Source organism: Roseinatronobacter bogoriensis DSM 18756, from assembly GCF_004366635.1.
Lineage (GTDB): Bacteria > Pseudomonadota > Alphaproteobacteria > Rhodobacterales > Rhodobacteraceae > Roseinatronobacter > Roseinatronobacter bogoriensis.
This window is the reverse complement of the sequence record NZ_SORN01000001.1, coordinates 990,238-1,007,313: the sequence shown is the minus strand read 5'-3', so window position 1 is coordinate 1,007,313 and position 17,076 is coordinate 990,238. Positions and strand designations below refer to the sequence as shown.

General features: G+C 57.8%; 19 protein-coding genes. 10 read left to right on the top strand and 9 right to left on the bottom strand.

Features of this window, described 5'->3' with window-relative positions:
• Window positions 1-872: helix-turn-helix domain-containing protein (locus EV660_RS04690; protein WP_134047581.1), on the bottom strand; the 872-nt coding region annotated here is incomplete at its 3' end.
• 374 nt (window positions 873-1,246) lie between these two features.
• Here EV660_RS04690 and EV660_RS04685 point away from each other — a divergent pair.
• Both EV660_RS04685 and fumC read left to right on the top strand, forming a co-directional pair.
• A complete protein-coding gene (locus EV660_RS04685) occupies window positions 1,247-1,711 on the top strand; it encodes an SspB family protein (protein WP_071481195.1) in 465 nt (154 codons plus the stop codon).
• A gap of 98 nt (window positions 1,712-1,809) precedes the next feature.
• Window positions 1,810-3,204 carry a class II fumarate hydratase gene (gene fumC, locus EV660_RS04680; RefSeq protein WP_071481196.1) on the top strand — a complete coding sequence of 465 codons (1,395 nt, stop codon included), beginning with the start codon at window positions 1,810-1,812 and terminating at the stop codon, window positions 3,202-3,204.
• A 56-nt stretch (window positions 3,205-3,260) separates the two neighbouring features.
• Here the strand turns inward: fumC and EV660_RS04675 are convergent, their stop codons facing one another.
• Window positions 3,261-3,716, bottom strand: coding sequence for a putative pterin-binding protein (locus EV660_RS04675; RefSeq protein ID WP_134013841.1), 456 nt, complete (start codon window positions 3,714-3,716; stop codon window positions 3,261-3,263).
• Window positions 3,717-4,442: 726 nt separating this feature from the next.
• On the opposite strand from EV660_RS04675, the gene EV660_RS04670 reads away from it, so the two are divergent.
• The gene (locus EV660_RS04670; RefSeq protein WP_244927305.1) at window positions 4,443-4,952 is read left to right on the top strand and encodes a phosphatidylglycerophosphatase A family protein; all 510 of its coding nucleotides are present in this window, start codon (window positions 4,443-4,445) and stop codon (window positions 4,950-4,952) included.
• Entirely contained in the window at window positions 4,949-5,434 is a 486-nt protein-coding gene (locus EV660_RS04665) for a CinA family protein (protein ID WP_071481198.1), read from the top strand. The genes EV660_RS04670 and EV660_RS04665 overlap by 4 nt, the downstream gene beginning before the upstream one ends.
• Here the strand turns inward: EV660_RS04665 and EV660_RS04660 are convergent.
• Window positions 5,425-5,871, bottom strand: coding sequence for a type II toxin-antitoxin system RatA family toxin (locus EV660_RS04660; protein ID WP_071481199.1), 447 nt, complete (start codon window positions 5,869-5,871; stop codon window positions 5,425-5,427). The genes EV660_RS04665 and EV660_RS04660 overlap by 10 nt on opposite strands.
• Before the next feature lie 63 nt (window positions 5,872-5,934).
• Here EV660_RS04660 and hpt point away from each other — a divergent pair, with 63 nt between their 5' ends.
• The 4 genes from hpt (at window position 5,935) to EV660_RS04640 (ending at window position 9,253) form a co-directional block, all read left to right on the top strand.
• The gene (gene hpt / locus EV660_RS04655) at window positions 5,935-6,471 is read left to right on the top strand and encodes a hypoxanthine phosphoribosyltransferase (RefSeq protein ID WP_071481200.1); all 537 of its coding nucleotides are present in this window, start codon (window positions 5,935-5,937) and stop codon (window positions 6,469-6,471) included.
• Window positions 6,472-6,552: 81 nt separating this feature from the next.
• Complete coding sequence (locus EV660_RS04650) at window positions 6,553-7,011, top strand: c-type cytochrome (RefSeq protein ID WP_071482201.1); 459 nt, start codon at window positions 6,553-6,555, stop codon at window positions 7,009-7,011.
• Window positions 7,012-7,072: 61 nt separating this feature from the next.
• Window positions 7,073-7,954, top strand: a complete 882-nt coding sequence (locus EV660_RS04645) for a c-type cytochrome (protein WP_071481201.1) — start codon at window positions 7,073-7,075, stop codon at window positions 7,952-7,954.
• Between the two features lie 207 nt (window positions 7,955-8,161).
• Window positions 8,162-9,253 (top strand): AI-2E family transporter, encoded by a 1,092-nt coding sequence (locus EV660_RS04640; RefSeq protein ID WP_084635126.1) that lies wholly within the window; start codon window positions 8,162-8,164, stop codon window positions 9,251-9,253.
• Between the two features lie 3 nt (window positions 9,254-9,256).
• Here EV660_RS04640 and EV660_RS04635 read toward each other — a convergent pair whose 3' ends face one another.
• The 3 genes from EV660_RS04635 to EV660_RS04625 form a co-directional block, all read right to left on the bottom strand.
• A complete protein-coding gene (locus EV660_RS04635; RefSeq protein WP_084634946.1) occupies window positions 9,257-9,841 on the bottom strand; it encodes a 5-formyltetrahydrofolate cyclo-ligase in 585 nt (194 codons plus the stop codon).
• A 108-nt stretch (window positions 9,842-9,949) separates the two neighbouring features.
• Window positions 9,950-10,597 (bottom strand): guanylate kinase, encoded by a 648-nt coding sequence (gmk, locus tag EV660_RS04630; protein WP_071481203.1) that lies wholly within the window; start codon window positions 10,595-10,597, stop codon window positions 9,950-9,952.
• Window positions 10,598-10,601: 4 nt separating this feature from the next.
• Window positions 10,602-11,504, bottom strand: coding sequence for a YicC/YloC family endoribonuclease (locus tag EV660_RS04625; RefSeq protein ID WP_311638411.1), 903 nt, complete (start codon window positions 11,502-11,504; stop codon window positions 10,602-10,604).
• 203 nt (window positions 11,505-11,707) lie between these two features.
• Between EV660_RS04625 and EV660_RS04620 the strand changes: the two genes are divergently transcribed.
• Together EV660_RS04620 and hisA are read left to right on the top strand one after the other, a co-directional pair.
• Complete coding sequence (locus EV660_RS04620; RefSeq protein WP_084634948.1) at window positions 11,708-12,298, top strand: PAS domain-containing protein; 591 nt, start codon at window positions 11,708-11,710, stop codon at window positions 12,296-12,298.
• 108 nt (window positions 12,299-12,406) lie between these two features.
• Window positions 12,407-13,129: a 1-(5-phosphoribosyl)-5-[(5-phosphoribosylamino)methylideneamino]imidazole-4-carboxamide isomerase gene (gene hisA / locus EV660_RS04615; protein WP_071481206.1), complete on the top strand. Its 723-nt coding sequence runs from the start codon at window positions 12,407-12,409 to the stop codon at window positions 13,127-13,129.
• A gap of 3 nt (window positions 13,130-13,132) precedes the next feature.
• Here the strand turns inward: hisA and EV660_RS04610 are convergent, their stop codons facing one another.
• The 3 genes from EV660_RS04610 to glmU are packed head-to-tail and all read right to left on the bottom strand — an operon-like array spanning window position 13,133 to window position 16,991.
• Window positions 13,133-13,822, bottom strand: a complete 690-nt coding sequence (locus tag EV660_RS04610) for a DNA alkylation repair protein (protein WP_071481207.1) — start codon at window positions 13,820-13,822, stop codon at window positions 13,133-13,135.
• Window positions 13,819-15,636, bottom strand: coding sequence for a glutamine--fructose-6-phosphate transaminase (isomerizing) (glmS, locus tag EV660_RS04605; protein WP_071481208.1), 1,818 nt, complete (start codon window positions 15,634-15,636; stop codon window positions 13,819-13,821). Before glmS ends, EV660_RS04610 begins: the two co-directional genes overlap by 4 nt.
• A 5-nt stretch (window positions 15,637-15,641) precedes the next feature.
• Window positions 15,642-16,991 carry a bifunctional UDP-N-acetylglucosamine diphosphorylase/glucosamine-1-phosphate N-acetyltransferase GlmU gene (glmU, locus tag EV660_RS04600; RefSeq protein WP_071482203.1) on the bottom strand — a complete coding sequence of 450 codons (1,350 nt, stop codon included), beginning with the start codon at window positions 16,989-16,991 and terminating at the stop codon, window positions 15,642-15,644.
• Window positions 16,992-17,076 lie beyond the last annotated feature (85 nt).

Below are 17,076 nucleotides of genomic sequence, written 5' to 3'. Positions count from 1 at the left end.
GGCGCAACATATCGACCTTCCTTGATCTTCGAGGCAAAGAACGAGGCAATGTCTCTCAGCTCTGCGCCCTCAGATGACTGGATCACATTTCCGGGCCGTGACTGTGGATGCTGTGTCCAGCGACGTTCCTCGAGCCATCTGTCCGACCTTGCGAAGTAATGCCGGTCCTTCCCGATCGTCGCATTTACCCTTTCTGCGCTTGAGATAATCCATACCGGATCGACCCCTGAAACAACCGCCTCAACGAATAGCCGCTTGGACTTTTCGAAGTCTCTTGGCTTTGGATAGGTTTTCCAGAATCGATCAAAAGCTTCTGAAACATCATCACCGGCGCAGCCGGTTTCTGCCTTTGTATGTTCCATAGTATGTTCATCCTTATATAGGGGGGTGCATTTTTGCGACCTTTTAGCCGCACCAGTGCTGCCTTTATCGGCTTTCTGATTGGTGCAAATTTGCGACCTTTTTTCAGGATCATAGCGCGGCGTTTCTGCGACCTTTGAGGCCGGCTGCGACGATGGCAACGGCACCACATTGGAAGGCCCCAAAAACATGTAACCGGACTTTCGGCCGCGACCTTTGCCGACCACGCGCTCGAGTAATCCGCCCTCGATCAGATCTGCGATCGCGCGCCGCGCCTTATCCTTGTTCCATCCAAGGAAGGCGCAAATTTCACGTAATGAGGGGTTACACTGGCCGGTCTGGTCATTCGCCCATTTCACCGACAGCGCGCTTGCGAGTGTCTTTGCCCGGTCTGTAACATCGGCTTGCAGCGCACGCTTGAGCCACTCTAGGCGATGATGTGTGCGGTGTACAAGGCGCGGATCAGGCTCGGCCCGGTCTGACGCGCGCTGGATCCGGAGGGTATCGCTCATAACCGACCGCCCTTTCCGCTTGAGCAGCAAGGCTTATTGAGGTATGGATATACCGTCCTGATTGGTCTTTTCTGACCGTCCCAAACCCCTCGAGCGCTGCCCTTGCTCGAGGGGTTTTGTTTTGCCTCACTTGTTTTACAGTATCTCGGTTCGTTCTGTGCCTGTTCTGTGTCTGTCCGGAATCTGCTGAAAATCGCATCTGACTGAATAGATTTGCGATTTGCCGATTGCAGCGGAAGCCTGCACTTTCATCAATTGCATATCCAGTCAGTGCCGTCCTTGGTCGCAGTGCAGAAAACTGATGCGACCTGTCGTGTCAGGGCTTTTCTTCCGCCGGGAAACGCCTATGCTGTTCCTCAAGGAAGAGAGGGCGCATGACACGCGGAATCGATTACGGCAATCTTATGCATGATGCCATGCGTGGGCTGATCCGCAAGGTGATGGACGCAGTCGCGCAAAACGGACTGCCCGGCGATCATCATTTCTTCATAACAATCGACACAAGCCATCCAGACATGCAAATGGCGGATTGGTTGCGTGCGCGATATCCGGAAGAAATCACGCTGGTCGTCCAGCATTGGTTCGAAAACCTTGTTGTAGATGATGATGGCTTTGCAATTACCCTCAATTTCGGGAATGCGCCTGAACCGCTTTATGTGCCGTTTGACGCGATCTCGACCTTCGTTGACCCCTCAGTCGAATTCGGCCTGCGATTCGAATTGCATAGTGACGAATATGACGACGAAGACGATGAGGACGAAGAGGCGCCGATGATGGAAGACGCGCCTCAGGAAGAGAAAACTGGCGAAGTTGTCAGCCTTGACAGGTTTCGCAAGTAAATTTCATACAGCGCAGTATGCAACGGCATACTGATTGATTTCCTGTCTTGCACGGGCTAAGGACTGCATCGGATTTATGCCGCCAAGGAGCCCAACGCATGACCGCGACCCGCACAGAGACTGACAGTTTTGGCCCGCTGGAAGTACCAGCAGACAAATATTGGGGCGCACAGACACAGCGCTCTATCCTGAATTTCCCCATTGGCTGGGAACGCCAGCCTGTGCCGATCATCCGCGCACTCGGGGCAGTCAAATGGGCCTGTGCCTTGGTCAATCGCGAACAGGGCACACTGGATGCGCGTCTGGCAGATGCGATCACAAAGGCGGCTGAGGAAGTCTTTCAAGGCAAGTTCGACGATAATTTTCCGCTTGTGGTCTGGCAGACCGGATCTGGCACGCAGTCGAACATGAACGCCAATGAGGTGATCTCGAACCGCGCCATCGAGATACTGGGCGGAAAGATGGGATCGAAAGATCCGGTCCATCCGAATGATCACTGCAATATGGGGCAGTCGTCAAATGACACATTCCCCACCGCGATGCATGTCGCAATCGGGATGTTGGCGCGCGATGTGCTGCTGCCCGGTCTGCAAAAGCTTCACGCCGCACTTGCCGCCAAATCCGAGGAATTCAAGGATATCATCAAGATCGGGCGCACCCACACACAGGACGCCACCCCTTTGACTCTGGGGCAGGAATTCGGCGGCTATGCGCATCAGGTCAAGATGGGCATTGCACGTATCGAGATGTGCCTGCCCCATATCTACGAACTGGCACAGGGCGGCACAGCCGTCGGGACGGGCCTGAACACACGCAAGGGCTGGGATGTGAATGTCGCCAGTCATATCGCACAGATCACGGGCTTGCCCTTCGTCACGGCCCCCAACAAATTCGAAGCCCTTGCTGCGCATGATGCAATGGTCATGTTCTCTGGTGCGCTGAAAACCGTTGCGGCATCGCTGTTCAAGATTGCAAATGACATGCGCCTTCTGGGGTCAGGGCCGCGTTCGGGTCTGGGAGAGTTGATCCTGCCGGAGAATGAGCCCGGCTCCTCAATCATGCCCGGCAAGGTCAACCCGACGCAGGCCGAAGCGCTGACGATGGTCTGCGCGCATGTCATGGGCAATGATGCAGCAGTCGGATTTGCCGGGTCGCAGGGACATTTCGAATTGAATGTCTACAACCCGATGATGAGCTATAACGTGTTGCAAAGCATGCAGCTTTTGGGTGATGCCGCATCATCATTCACGGACAACATGGTTGTAGGCACCAAGGCAAATGTCGAACGCATTGACCGCCTGATGAAAGAGTCGCTGATGCTGGTGACAGCACTTGCCCCGACAATCGGATATGATAACGCGACAATGGTTGCCAAAACTGCCCACAAGAACGGCACAACCTTGAAGGAAGAGGCGATCCGCCTTGGCTTTGTCGATGCCGAAACATTCGATGCCGTGGTGCGCCCGGAAGACATGATCGGGCCAAAAGGTTGATTTCTCAAATGTCGCACAACACGCTATTCTCGCGTGTTGTGCGACACCCAATCTTGTCAGAAATTGATTTTCAGGCGTACGACTTGCCACACGCTTTTGGCATAATGCGTTTCTGTGCGCAGCCGCGCATCGCTATCATAATCGAAAATCAGCCAGAACGGGCCTTGGGCCCGAACAGGCATGGGCCGATGATTGCGGTGAAAGGCCAGCAACGGGCGTGCACTGAGGATGGTTTCAAAGCTTATCGTCGCTGAGTAGCCGTCCATTGCGTCAAGTGTCACAGAACCGCCGCGTGCGTTCAGTCCCACCCCCAATTCGGTCAGCAGATCAGCCAACAAGACCCCGGAATAGACATCAACGTCTTGTGTCCACACGGTGGAGGTTGCGATGTCCGTCAGGCCCAGTTCGACAAGGTCAGATACTGTCTTGACGATCGGCTGCTCTTGATCTGCAAGAAAAATCTGCAAGCTTTGCGCCGGAGCGCGGCTTGCATGTGTTCCGAACCCAAACATAATCAGAATCGGGAAAACCAGCGCAAAACTGCGCAAGAAATCTCCGTCACTGCAATCGGATTTGGATTGTAAATTCGCCAAGCGCATAGACACACCGATTACCAGCTGAGTGCTTCCCTTATGTCAGGCGGTGCAAAGTACACTCTTGCCAGTACAAATGCCATAGTAGCAGGCTTTCTTGGGCTGGCCATATAGTGTTCGGCGTCTGACTAAAGATACGAACTGACACCTTCGAGAGGGCGTTGCGGACGGTGGATGGTTTCGACGAGCCGAGAAGCGTCGGGCCGCGGTGCGTCGATCCAAGATTCAATCTGTAGCGTTTTATGCTGGCCAAATTCGCGCAAGATCAGATCGTTGCGCAGATGGCAGCCAAATCGCCGTGCCGTGGGGGCGGCCCTTTGAGTCGCGGCGGCCTTCGGCCTTTGTTCCGCGCAGCTGAATAGCTCCAATGTCCCGCAACGCGGGCCTTGCCCACTCATTGCAGCACCTTGTGTCGGTTTCAGAACAGGGACGCACGGAAAACAATTTCACCTTGAATTCACCCTTCAATCGCCCCTGAGCCGCGATGACGCATATCCGTTGGACAAGCCCAACATGGGCACAGTCACACCACACTGGCCGTTTTGTGACCGGCACTTTGGCGCCCCCATCCCTTCCAACCTTTCACTGCTTCCGCTATGGCATGCAAAACTATTTAGACTGCCTTAAACGCGGCAAGGAGATGTTATGCAAAAGGCAATGACAGCGACACGGCTGATAGCAACTTTCTTCGGCGCGGGCCTGTTGCGACCCGGGCCCGGCACTTGGGGAACAATCGCCGCTTTGCCTGTCGCGTGGGGGTTGCATCTGGCGGGGGGCTTCTGGGCGCTTGCGCTTGGAACTGCGGTTGTGTTCCTGCTTGGCTGGTGGGTCACAATCCAGGAAACGCGCGGAATGTCCGACCCCGACCCGTCAGAGATCGTGATCGACGAAGTTGCCGGAATGTGGCTGGCGCTGTGGCCGGTCTCGCTAGGGGCCATGATACAGGGCGTTCCAATCACAGCACTCTGGCCAGGTTGGGTTGTCGCATTCCTCGCGTTCCGCGCCTTTGACATCTGGAAACCCGGCCCGGTCGGATTGGCGGACCGGATGCACACACCGCTTGGCGTTATGCTTGACGACATTATCGCGGGGGCGCTTGCGGCAATGGTCGTGGCCGTCTTTGCCGTGATCGCACATGGCGTGATGGGGGTATGAGCGCGGCGCAATTGCTTCAGGCGGCCCGCGAGCGTGGGATTACGATCGCAACCGCAGAAAGCTGCACAGGCGGGCTGATCATAGCCGCGCTGACGGATATTGCGGGATCATCTGATGTCGTGGATCGTGGCTTTGTGACTTATTCAAACCGCGCCAAGCAAGAGATGCTGGGGGTCAGCGTGGCGAGTTTGCAAAAATATGGGGCCGTGTCGGAAGAAGTGGCTGCCGAAATGGCGCAAGGTGCGTTAGAGCGCGCCGACGCGGGTCTGACCATTGCCGTGACCGGAATCGCCGGTCCAGGCGGGTCCGAATTCAAGCCAGAGGGGCGCGTTTGCTTTGGCTTAGCCCATGCAGCGGGCACCCGGACGCAAACGGTTGAATTCGGGGCAATCGGGCGCGCACAAGTCCGCGCGGCGACCGTTGCACATGCCATAGGCATGATGCTGGGCGCACTCGAAAATCCGCCGCCCCCTCAGCCGTAAAGGGCCTTTGCACGGGCCTCGAACGCACCGACGACGCGCCGCATGGCCTGATCGAAGACCACACCAATCAGCTTTTGCAAGACCGGGTTGCGAAACTCGAAATCCACATGGAAATCCACAATGCAACCGGCATCTTGTGCGGGTTTGATATGCCAATGGGACAGCATGTATTTGAAAGGGCCATCCAGATAGGCGGTGTCGATCTTGCCCTGATCCGGATATAGTTTCACCCGGCTGCCAAAGCGTTCACGGAACACCTTGAAGGAAATCACCAGATCCGCCTCGATCTCTTCGCCACCCTCGATGGGCTTGCGCGAACGGATGCGGGCCGCCGCCGTCCAAGGCAGAAATTCCGGGTATCGCGCGACATCGGCAACCAGATCATAGATCTGTTCTGCGCTATAGGGCATGTGGCGATATTCGTGATGGCTGGGCATGGTCCACTCTTTCCTGTCGCGCGCACATGTCCTAAAGTCAGCGAGAAAAATCAAGGGGCTGATATGACGCAGAATGCCTATGTCATCGACAAGATGATCAGTGCGAAACAGATTGCCGCAAGAGTGGAAGAGCTTGCAAGAGAGATTTCACGCTCTTTTGCAGGCACAGAAAAGCTGGTGGTTGTGGGTTTGCTGCGCGGATCTTTCGTGTTTATCGCGGATCTTGTGCGCGAGATTGACCTTCCTGTCGAAGTCGATTTTCTGGAAGCGTCAAGTTACGGCAACGCAACACAATCCTCTCGCGAAGTGCGCATCCTGAAAGATCTCAGCGGCAAGATCGCGGGCCGCGATGTGCTGGTCGTCGAGGATATTGTCGATACCGGCTTCACACTAAGCCATGTTGTGCAGATGCTGATCGCGCGCAACCCTGCAAGGCTGGAAGTCTGCGCGCTTCTGGACAAACCTTCGCGGCGCGAAGTCGATATCAAGGCCACATGGACCGGGTTCGAAATACCTGATGAATTCGTGGTGGGATATGGCATCGATTATGCCCAACGAAACCGCAACCTGCCCTATATCGGAAAGGTGAGTTTCATCTAAAGCATTGATAACGCGCCCGTGAATATGAATTTCCCTTCGAAGGCGCTAGCGTGCCAAGATATGCAACAAGGAGAATATCATATGACATTCAGAACACTTTTGGGAAGCGCTGCACTCAGCTTGGCCGTGGCACTTCCAGCGCTTGCAGATGAAAACCCTGCCATCGAACAGCGCCAGGGGCAGTTCAAGCTATACGTGCATAACTTTGGCTTGCTTGGGGGCATGGCGCAGGGCCGCATGGATTATGATGCAGACATGGCCCAGACCGCCGCAGATAACCTGTTCCATCTGACCCGCCACGACCAAAGCCGCCTGTGGCCAGAGGGGACTGATTCGATGAGTGTGGACGGGACACGCGCGAATCCCGCCATCTGGGACGATCTGGATGATTTTGTGATGAAATTTTCAGCATTGCAGGATGCAGCGGAGAATCTGCAATCCGTTGCGGGTGATGGGCTGGATGCCATGCGCGCAGGATTTGGCCCCGTTGGACAGGCCTGTCAGGCATGCCACGAAGCCTATCGGGACGAGGCCAGCTAAGCCCGTTCCTTCGCATCTTGCCAGCCCGACCTCGGGCTGGCGCAATCAGATCGGGTGAAAAATGCGGAATTTGCTTTTGGGTGTGGCCGCCATTGGTGTGATCGGCGGCACCGCGTTATGGGCGCTCAGCGCTCCCAAGCTACTCGATGCCACCACCCTATCCAGCCTGTCAGGGGACGCCGCGCAAGGCGAGGCGATCTTTCACGCGTCCGGCTGTAGCTCTTGCCATGTTGCGCCCGAACGCGATGCAGACCCGCTTGTCCTGTCAGGCGGGCGCGAATTCGCGTCGGATTTTGGCACATTCGTTGCCCCGAACATCAGCCCTGACCCAGAACACGGCATCGGCAACTGGACAGCAGAAGAATTCATCAACGCGGTCATGCAAGGTGTCTCACCGGATGGGGCGCATTACTATCCGGCCTTCCCTTATACCAGCTATACCCGCGCAGACCCTCAGGATTTCGCGCATCTCTATGCCTTTATGATGACCCTGCCGGCGGATGCGACCCCATCGCAGCCGCATGATCTGCGCTTTCCCTTCAACATCCGTCGCAGTGTCGGGCTGTGGAAAACCCTGTTCCTGCGCGACGACTGGGTTGTGACAGGAGAGTTGAGTGCCGAAGAAGAGCGCGGGCGCTACCTGTCCGAAGCGCTTGCGCATTGCGCCGAATGCCACACGCCACGCAACGCGCTTGGCGCATTGGATCATGACCGCTGGTTTCTTGGCGCACCCAACCCATCTGGCACGGGCAGAATTCCACCCATCGCCGGAGATGCGTTTACCTGGACCGCATTTGACATCAGCGCCTATCTGGAATCGGGCCTGACACCTGACTTCGATGTTGTCGGCGGCTCGATGGCACCTGTTGTCCGAAGCTTGCAAAATCTGGAGAAATCCGAACTGGATGCGATTGCGGCCTATATCCTGCGTGCCGGTCAATAGGGCGGTGCCGCGACAAAGGTTCTGCATGAAAACCCTTCAAAATGCTGCGCATGGACTTGTGCGGACAGGTGCTGCGGACCATAGTATTGTATATGCCAGAGCCATCACGAGATCTAACGCGCCATGCCTGAAGAGAACCGATCCGCACCACTCAGCGCTGTTGCGCGTCTGACTTTCACGGAAAAGTTCCGTCTACAGACATGGTTGATGGGGATCATCGCCTTTGCAGTCGTGCTGTTCTTGCTGGTGCAGGCCAAGTTCATCCTGATCGCTTTGGCGATTGCTATCATCTTGTTCTCGCTCACGTCTGACGCGATCAACTCTATCTCCAAACTGCGCATTGGCCCGTTCCGCATTGCCAATTGGGTTGCTTCAATCGCTGCGGTGTTTCTGATCGCTTCCAGCCTGCTGACGATGGCTGGGCTTGTGATATCGCAGTTGAACACTGTTCTAAGCACCACCCTGTCCTATACCGATGACGCCCAGCGTGCGATTGCCCAGATATTCAGCTGGATGGGCGAAGATGTGGAACAATCGGTCCTTCAGACCGTGCGCAGCATCGAAATTTCCAGCTATTTACGCTCTGCTGCCGGTCAGGCAGGGACGATCTTGTCTCAGGTTGTGCTGATTATCCTGTTCGTGGGCTTTCTTTTCGCCGAACGGGTCTGGTTCGGAACCAAACTTGAGAAGCTGATGGCGGATGAGGCGCAGGCGCGCAGGGTCAGCGCGATTATCGGGTCAATCATCCGGCGGGTGAACCGCTATCTGCTAGTGAAAACGCTGATCTCATCAGTCACGGGCTTTGCCATCTTCCTGCTGCTTAGCGTGTTCAACCTGCAATTCGCCGCAGCAATGGGTCTTCTGACCTTTGTGCTGAATTACATCCCCTCGGTCGGGTCTATCATTGCGACGCTGATCGTGACGCTGGTGGCCTATATTCAGGTGCCCGAACCCCAGACCGCCGTGCTTATTTTCGTGATTGCGGGCATGACCCAATTCATGCTGGGTAATGTCATCGACCCAATGCTGATGGGCAAGACCTTGCGCCTGTCCTCCTTCGGGATCATCATTTCGCTGGCCTTCTGGGGCGCGGTCTGGGGCATTCCCGGCATGTTCCTTGCCGTGCCCTTTATGGTGGCGGTGATGATCGTGTGTTCACATATCCCCTCGGCGAGGCCCGTTGCGGTACTTCTCTCGCGTGAGGGTTTGCCTGAGGAAGAATTTCCGCTGACCCCGATCATCGCACCCACTGAGACACCGGCAGAGCGCCCCCTGAGCCGCGCAGTCGGGGCAGAGTAACCCCTACGGGACTATCACACCGGACGGTGTGACAATGGCATTCAGCGGCTGATCAGTCGCATCGCGCGGGACAAGCCCGACTTCCTGTTCGTCAAAGGCAAACCCGACAGCCAGAGCCGGACCGCGCGCGCGCAAACCCTGCAAGGTGCGGTCGTAAAACCCACCCCCATAGCCCAGCCGGTAACCGCCCCTGTCAAAGGCCAGCAAGGGCACGATCAGCACCTGAGGCGTAAGCAATTCGCGCGCAACGGGAGTCCGCGCCTTGAACTGGCCCTCGACCATCTCTGCCTCTGGGGTCCAGCGGTGAAATTCCAGCGGCTGCGCCTTTGCCACGATCACCGGAACACAAACCGGGCCGGGATGGGCTGTCATGGCCGGGATCGGGTCGATCTCACTACGCATTGGCATATAGCCAGACAGGACGACTTGCCCAAGTTCGCCTGAGAGTTGCGCCTCAAGCCATCGGGTCAGGTGCATATTCGCGCTTTCGATACGCTCTGATGCACCAGATTCATGGAACGCCTGCCCGCGCAGCTTTGCCATGCGCTGGCGCAATTCCGCCTTTTGTGTCGTGACTGTATCGATCATTTGGCACCCTCGCTTTGGGTGTCAGGCTGGCCCAGCGCTTAGCCCAGTGCAAGCGCATATCCGACCACAGACAGCCGCCCCGCGACCTGTGACCGATCAGCGCCGCTGTCAGCTATGCGCCGCTCGCGTGTCGAATTCGCGGTTCAAACCACGGACAAATTCATTCAGCCCGGTCTGACGTTCGCGCCGCAAGCGCTCTGACTGCACGATCCCGCGCAACGCTGCCTCGGTTGCATCCAGATCGTCATTGATCAGAACATAGTCATATTCGGCCCAATGGCTGATCTCATCGCGTGATTTGCGCATGCGCCCATCAATCACATCATCGCTGTCTTGTCCGCGCATCCGCAGCCGTGCATCCAATTCAGCAATCGAGGGGGGCAGCACAAAAATAGAAACGACATCCTTGCCAAGTGTCGAATTGCGCACCTGTTGCCCACCCTGCCAGTCGATATCGAACAACATGTCGCGCCCCTCTTGCAGGGCGGCGTCAACAGGCGCCTTGGGCGAACCGTAGAAGTTTCCGAACACCTCGGCATGTTCCAGCATCTCACCCTGTGCAATCATGTTTTCGAAATCATCACGCCGGGTAAAAAAATATTCCCGCCCGTCCACTTCGCCTTCACGCGGGGCGCGGGTGGTTGCGGAAACCGAAAACCGAATGGTTGGGTCCCACTCCATAAGACGGCGCGCAAGTGTGGATTTGCCAGCGCCTGAAGGGGATGAAAGGATAATCAGCAAACCACGACGCGCCATAGCCCTACTCCACATTCTGAACCTGTTCGCGCATCTGGTCGATCACAGCCTTGAGGTCAAGCCCGATGCGCGTCATCTCCAGATGCTGGGCCTTCGAACACAGCGTATTGGCTTCGCGGTTGAATTCTTGTGTAAGAAAATCCAGTTTCCGGCCGACAGGTTCATCTGCCAGCACCAATGCGTGCCCCGCCGCACAATGCGCGTCCAGCCGGTCAAGCTCTTCGGCCAGATCCGCCTTGACGGCCAAAAGCGCCAATTCCTGTTCGATGCGGGCCGGATCACTGCGGCTCTGGTCCTGAACTTGGGCCAGTGCCTTGCGAAAATGTGCAGCCATGTCAGCCGCGCGCTGGTCCAGCAATGCGCGCGCAGCTTGCGTCAGACGCGCGATTTCATCAAGTTGCGCTGAAAGCACCTGTGCCAGTGCCTGCCCCTCGCGCTGGCGCATGGTCATGAACGCATCCAACACTGTATCGAAATCTTCCAGCAAGAGGGTATCAAGACGATCTGAGGCCAGCGCGGCCAGATCTGGCCCCTGCGCCAAAACCCCGCGCCACCCCAAAAGATCCAGTGCTGTCGGCGCTTGCAGCGAAAGGCCTTTTTCCTGAGCGGACACCTGAACCTGATCCAGTGCTGCCAGCAGATCTGCGAGGATGGCAGAATCGATTCTGGCCCCAGCCTGTCCTTGTGACACGCGAAGGCGCAACCCCAGCGTCACATTGCCCCGCGCCACCCTGGCTGACAACTTGTCGCGCAGGGGCTTTTCCAGCCGCCCCAACCCTTCTGGCAAGCGCAGCCTGAAATCCAGCCCGCGCCCGTTTACCGCGCGCAGGTCCCATTCCCATTCAACGATTTCAGAATTCAGGGCCTTGGAAACAGCCCCGCCAGCATAACCTGTCATAGAATGCATGCTGTTCCTTTCCAAAACCCGAAATCATCAAGAGCGGCCCTTAACCAATTGCGCAGATTTTCGCAGAATTCGAACAAAATTTGAGGTATTAAGTCCTTGTTAAGAGCGCTCGATCTCGCGCTAAGTAAATCCTGCGGCGCAATCCGTCAACCAAGCCAAGCCAGACCGCGACCAAGAAGGCGAAAGACAAGAAGGTTAAATAAATGACTGAGAATTTGCAAAATTCCGGAACACCGTCACAAGACGGGCTTGGCAGCTATTCAATGATTTCACGCGTCTGCGCCTATTGGTCCAGCCTGCGCGAGGATGGCGCTATCCCAAAACGCAGCGCAATCGATGCCGCAGCACTTGGCGTGGCACTGCCGCATATCTTTCTTGCGGAAATGATAACGCCGCGAATAGCCAAGATGCGCATTTGCGGGCACCAGATAGAAGACCTGCAAGGGCTGGATATGCGCGGGATGCCAGTTGCCGCCTTGTTCATGAGTGAAGCGCGTGGCCAACTGTCCGAGGCGCTGGCACAAGTCGCTTTGGGTGCGCGTGTGACCTTGTCGCTGAAGTCTGCAAAGCGCATGGGTCAGCCCGAAATGACAGCAACATTGGCGCTGCTGCCCCTTGCCGACCCGGCAGGGAAAATAACCCGCGTTTTGGGCGTGCTGGAACGGCAAGGTGCCGTGGGGCAATTGCCGCGCCGTTTCGACCTGGCCACGCCATTGCAACTGACCAGAGAATTGCCCGTTACGAATGCGCCAATGCGCCCTGCATTGCGCGTTATTCAGGGCGGTAAGGTCTGAACGCTCTGCCCGCGACGCAAGAAAGCTGGCAAATCTAGGGAGAATGCGGTTTTCCTGCCTGTCGCACCGCGATAAGAGACACTTATCGCGGCAAACAAGGTAACGCTCATGATCCTCTACCCTGCAATCGACCTGAAAGACGGGCAATGTGTGCGTCTGTACAAAGGTGAAATGACCCAGGCGACGGTGTTCAACGACGACCCCGCCGCGCAGGGTCGCGCATTTGCACAGCAAGGCGCAGAATGGTTGCATCTGGTCGATCTGAATGGCGCATTCGCAGGGACGCCGGTCAATGCGCACGCGGTCGAATCCATATTGGATGCCGTCACAATCCCCTGCCAGCTTGGGGGTGGGATCCGCGATATGGCGACGATTGAAGGGTGGCTGAAACGCGGTTTGCAGCGTGTCATCCTTGGGACAGTCGCGGTCGAGAACCCGGCGCTGGTGCGCGAAGCAGCAGCCGCGTTTCCCGGTCAGGTCGCCGTGGGCATTGATGCGCGCGAAGGCCGTGTGGCAACCAAGGGGTGGGCTGAAGAAACGAATGTCAATGTCATCGATCTGGCGCGCCAGTTCGAAGATGCCGGGGTCGCAGCGATCATCTATACCGATATCAACCGCGACGGCGCGATGCAGGGACCGAATGTCGATGCAACCGCAGCGCTGGCACGCGCGGTGACGATTCCGGTCATTGCCTCGGGCGGGGTGTCACGGCTGGAAGACCTGATTGCGCTGCGCGATTGTGGTGCAAAACTGGACGGCGCCATTTCCGGGCGCGCGCTTTATGATGGCAAGCTGGATCTGGCAGAGGCGCTGGCAGTCCTGAAAGCCTAGGCGCTACTGCGCCGAAATAAGGCGCAGCGCCTCGATCTTGGCACCTTTGGTCAGGGCAGCGCCCGGCCCTTCTACAAATTGCACTACGCGATCAGGGTCGCGGCGCGACAACTCGCGCAGCCACCATCCAATGGCTTTCTGGATAAAACGGTCGCGGTCGGGGACATACCCCTCTGCCCATATCAGCACACGGTCGCGCACGGCCAGATCTTCCGCTTTCGGGTGTGGCAATCGCGCCCAAGGCAACGTCATCACCAAGGCGGCGCGGCGCGTCCACATGTTGGCGCTTTGTGTCCAACCCTCGACCTCATCCAACCGGGCAGGCGCGGCCTGTAGGCGCTTGGCCCCGGCAATCGAGGCTGCATCTGCCAGTGCCCAACTGTCAAAGCCCTGCGCCCAATCGGAGATCATCGTCCACACAGGCGCATCATCTGGCCGGATGCGCGCTTGTGTCAGCAGTTTGGCCGCCAGAATGCAGCCCTCATGCACCTCGCCTTGCCACAAGTCTTGCGCCAATGCACAGCGTGTCGGCAGATCCAGATTTGCGCGCAGACCGCGTGCCAACTCATCCAGCGCGGCGGCAGGCACCCCCAGAAACACCCGGTAAGTCTTGTGATAGGCGGCCATCTCGGCGGCTTTGGCGCTGTCGCCCATTTCGGCCAGCGTGGCGATCAGGTCTTGAGGTGTTGTCATTCCACAGTCACCGATTTCGCCAGATTGCGCGGCTGGTCCACATCCGTGCCCCTGTGCAGCGCGGTGTGATACGCAATCAGTTGCGCAGGAACCGCATAGACAATCGGCGCAATGAAATCGGGGACAGTGGGCATTTGCAGCCAGAAGGGCACATCACCCGCCGCCGCCAAGCCCTGCGCATCCGAGATGAGCAACACCTTGCCCTGTCGCGCCATGACTTCTTGCATGTTCGATACAGTCTTGTCGAACAGGGCATCATAAGGCGCAAAAACAATGACGGGCAGATCGGTGTCGATCAAGGCGATGGGTCCGTGCTTCAACTCGCCCGCAGCATAAGCTTCGGCATGTATATAGCTGATTTCCTTAAGCTTCAGCGCCCCTTCAAGCGCAAGCGGGTACATAACCCCACGCCCCAGAAACAGGACATCACGCGCTTGCGCCAAGGCCTCGGACATGCGGCGGATCTCTTCTTCGCGGTCCAGCGCTTGCGCGACAAAGCCCGGCAGCATCCGCAACTCGGCAACCCGCGCCGCAAATGCCTCGGCGCTCAGGAAGCCGCGCTCCAGCCCGGCCTTGAGGGCGAGCATAGCCAAGACCTGCAATTGCGCCGTGAACGCTTTGGTCGACGCAACGCCGATTTCTGGCCCGGCATGAATAGGCAACGCCACATCGCTTTCGCGCGCGATCGACGATGTGGGCACATTGACCACCGACAGCACTTGCGCAACATGCGGGCGGGCATGGCGCAGGGCGGCCAATGTATCTGCGGTTTCTCCTGACTGGCTAACAAATAAGGCCAGATTTGACGGGCCAAGCACCGGATCACGATAGCGAAACTCTGATGCGATATCGAGTTCGACCGCAAGCCCCGCATATCTCTCGAACCAGTACTTCGCCACCTGACAGGCATAGAATGCAGTGCCACAGGCAACCATGATCAGCCGGTCGGCCTTGGCGAAGGCAATCCCTTCGGGCAGGTCGATCCCATCCGCTTTTGGCGCGGCATAGGCGTCCATCGCCGCTTTCAGGACCGCTGGCTGTTCTGCCATTTCCTTGGCCATGAAATGCCGGTGGCCCGCCTTGTCGACGCGTGCAGTATCCACATTGATTCGCGTCATCGGACGGGCTGTCTGCTGATCTTCGGCATCGAATATCTGTGCACCCGCGCGCGTCAGAATGGCCCAGTCGCCTTCCTCCAGATAAGTGATGCGATCTGTCATCTCGGCCAAGGCAATCGCGTCCGATCCAAGATACATCTCTCCCGCGCCATGCCCGATGCATAGTGGCGAGCCGCGCCGCGCGCAGATGATCAGATCTTCTTCGCCATCAAACAGAAAGGCCAGCGCAAACGCACCTTCCAACCGCTTGAGGGTGGCGCGTGCAGCCTGCACCGGGGTCATGCCCTGATCCAGATATCGGCTGGTCAATTGAACGATGGTTTCCGTGTCGGTCTCGCTGCTGAATTCCGCGCCCTGCAAGGTCAATTCATCGCGCAGCACACGGAAATTCTCGATAATGCCGTTATGCACGACCGCAACACGCCCAGCGCGATGAGGGTGGGCATTGGCGACACTTGGCCCGCCATGCGTGGCCCAGCGCGTATGCCCGATCCCGACGCGGCCGGGCAGTGGGTCATGAACAAGCGTATCGGACAGGTTGATCAGCTTGCCAACCGCGCGGCGACGATCCAGCTTGCCACGATTAACGGTGGCAATCCCCGCACTGTCATAGCCGCGATATTCCAGCCGTTTCAGCGCATCTAGGATAAGTGGCGACACTTCATGATCACCCAGAACACCCACAATTCCACACATTCGCCCTAGCCTTTCGCTTTCGCGGCCTTGGCCGCGCGCAACCTGTCCATAAGCCGTTTGCCCAAACCCGGTTTCGTATCCTGACGCGCGCGCCCCAGCGCCAAGGCACCATCCGGCACGTCCGATGTGATCACAGAGCCGGAACCGGTCAGCGCATCCGCCCCCACGCGCACAGGCGCCACCAGCATGGTGGAAGAGCCGATAAACGCCCCCTCGCCTATTTCCGTGCGGTGTTTGAACACGCCGTCGTAATTGCAGGTCACTGTCCCGGCGCCAAGATTGGCGCGCGCGCCGATGCTTGCATCGCCCACATATGACAAGTGATTGACCTTCGCCCCCTCGCCCAGTTCGGCATTCTTGATCTCGACAAAATTGCCCACGCGCACATCCTCGGCCAGTTCTGCACCGGGGCGTAGCCGGGCATAGGGGCCGACCACGGCACCGCGACTGACATGTGCACCTTCAAGATGGCTGAAGGCGCGGATCGTGGCACCGCTCTCAACCGTGACATCTGGCCCGAATACGACGAATTGTTCCACCACTGCACCGCGCCCGATGAAAGTGTCTTGCGCGAAATAGACCGTCTCTGGCGCAAAAAGAGTCACGCCATTCTCCAACGCTTCGGCGCGGGCGCGCGTCTGAAACACGGCTTCGGCCTGTGCCAGTTCACTGCGGGTGTTGATGCCCAATGTCTCGGCCTCAAGGCAGGTTACAACACCTGCGGACAATCCTTGCGCCGCAGCCAGCGCAACGATGTCGGTCAGGTAATACTCGCCCGCTGCATTGTCATTGCCAACCTGCGCAATCAGGTCGAACAGGGTCGCGCGGTCCGCGCAAATAACGCCACTGTTGCACAGGGTGATGGCGCGCTCTGCCTCTGTTGCGTCCTTGAACTCGACGATCCGGGCCAAAGTGTCGCCATCCACGACCAGCCGACCGTAGCGGCCGGGATCTGCTGCCTCAAAACCAAGAACGACGATGTCATGGTGCTTGCGCGCCATGATCATGGCCTCCAGCGTCTCTGGCCGGATCAAGGGCGTGTCTCCATACAGCACGACCACATCGCCTGACATGGACGCCAGCGCCTCGCGCGCCTGATCGACGGCATGGGCCGTGCCAAGCTGCTTATCTTGTCGTACAACTATCGTGCTGTCGTCTTCGGCAGCGACCACTTCCGCCACTGCATCGCCGCCATGCCCGACCACCACAACCACGCGCTCCGGGTCCAGCGCGCGCCCGGCGCGCATCGCATGTAGGACCAGCGGCACAGACCCCAGCGGATGCAGCACCTTGGGCAAGTCAGACTGCATGCGACTGCCCTGCCCAGCAGCCAGAATGACAAGTGAAACCGTCATGAAATTGCGTATCCTGCCTGTAAATTCTGCTCTATTCTTGGCGCAGATACCGGCATAGTCGCAAGGGCCGCAAGGGTCACGTGTC